General features: G+C 60.8%; 1 protein-coding gene and 1 pseudogene. One reads left to right on the top strand and one right to left on the bottom strand.

What is annotated here, in order from left to right; genetic code table 11:
- Window positions 1–375: 375 nt before the first annotated feature.
- A pseudogene (locus tag E3T41_RS11590) lies at window positions 376–1,185 on the bottom strand (IS256 family transposase); the annotation flags it as partial.
- Window positions 1,186–1,232: 47 nt separating this feature from the next.
- Here E3T41_RS11590 and E3T41_RS11585 point away from each other — a divergent pair.
- Window positions 1,233–1,553: helix-turn-helix domain-containing protein (locus E3T41_RS11585; RefSeq protein WP_134478725.1), on the top strand; the 321-nt coding region annotated here is incomplete at its 3' end.

Here is a 1,553-nt window from a genome sequence, read left to right as displayed (position 1 = left end):
CGGTGGTGGGGAACTGGGCGGCGCTGAGGTGTTCCCCGGTGACGGAGATCACGGCCGCGTAGTGCGTGTCCTTGTGCGTGTCCACCCCCGCGACGATCAGAGACTGATCATTCATGGTGTACTTCCCTTCGTTCGTGTTTCAGAATGGGAAGTGGCGGCCGGGCGAGCAGACAAGACGTTGACGAGACCGGGTCGAAGAGGTCAAGCTCCTATGAGGTCATGCCCGCCCGGCCGACACTGTGACACCGCCCAGGCCAGACAGATCAAAGCAAAGACAGACCCCTCGCGGGGCCGTCAGTCAAGTTGAGGGTCATGCCCTGAACGACTGTTTCCAGTATCAACGTCAAGTGTTTTGTGTAAGTGTTGGGAATTTTGTTAGAGGTGGGGGTTGATTCGGTCTGGATAGACCAGGGCGAGCTGGCTGAGGGCGAGCTTCCAGTTCGTCACGATTTGGCCTTCGACGAGGCGGCCGGCAGCCTTGCGTGTGGTCTCGCGGGTGCCGCCGCGCTCCTTGGCTCGGGCTCGGGCGCGTTTGTCTTCGATGTTGCAGATCGCGAGCCACAGCATCTTGATCGCGGCTTCATCGCTGGGGAAGTGACCGCGGTTCTTGGTCACTTTGCGCAGCTGGTAGTTCAGCGACTCGATGCTGTTCGTTGTGTAGATGACGCGGCGCAGGTCGGGCGGGAAGGCAAGGAACGGGGTGAAGCGTTCCCACGCGTCCTCGAACGTTTTCACCGTCGCCGGATACCTCACGCCGAGCGGCGAAGCCGCGAACATGGTGAGCTCGTCCCAGGCCGCGTCGGCGGTGGCCGCGGTGTAGATCGGCTTCAACGCGGTCGCGATCTGCTTACGATCCTTGTAGCTCACGAACCGCATCGCGGCGCGAAGCAGGTGCACGACACACGTTTGCACGGTCGCCTGTGGCCAGGTCGATTCGATCGCTTCGGGGAACCCGGTCAGGCCGTCGCAGCAAACGATGAGGACGTCCTTCACGCCACGGTTGGCCAGCTCGGCGCAGACGCCGGCCCAGAACTTCGCGCCCTCGGTCTGCTGCACCCAGATACCCAACACGTGCTTGATGCCGTCCATGTCCACGCCGACTGCGATGTGCGCGGCCTTGTTCCGCACGTGAGCACCATCACGAATTTTGATGATCAACGCGTCGAGGAAGATCACCGGGTAAAGGGGGCAGTTTCTACTGGTCGTTGCGAATCCCGAGCAGGGAGAAACCAATGGTCAGATTTGCACCGAACAAGATGCCGGCAGCGGTTAAGCGTCGTTACTTCGTATTGATTCGACAGGGCCTGTCGGGGTCTGAGGTGGCCCGACAGGTCGGAGTGTCGCTCAGTTGCGGATCGTTGTGGTTCATCGATGCTGGCAGTATGACTGTCGTCGAACGCGTCCCCATTAGTTCCCGCTATTTCTCTCAGGACGATCGAATCGTAATCGGAGACGGCCTCGCCGCAGGCGAGGCCGTGAAAGGGATCGCTGTCCGGATTGGGAAAAGCTTCCAGAGCGTCTATCGAGAGATTGCACGCAACCGCAAGGCGGAC

The sequence above is a fragment of the Cryobacterium sp. Hh38 genome (assembly GCF_004403235.1).
In the GTDB taxonomy this organism is placed as follows: Bacteria; Actinomycetota; Actinomycetes; order Actinomycetales; family Microbacteriaceae; genus Cryobacterium; species Cryobacterium levicorallinum.
Note: the sequence above shows the minus strand (reverse complement) of the source record. Positions and strands in the feature narration are given on the sequence as shown.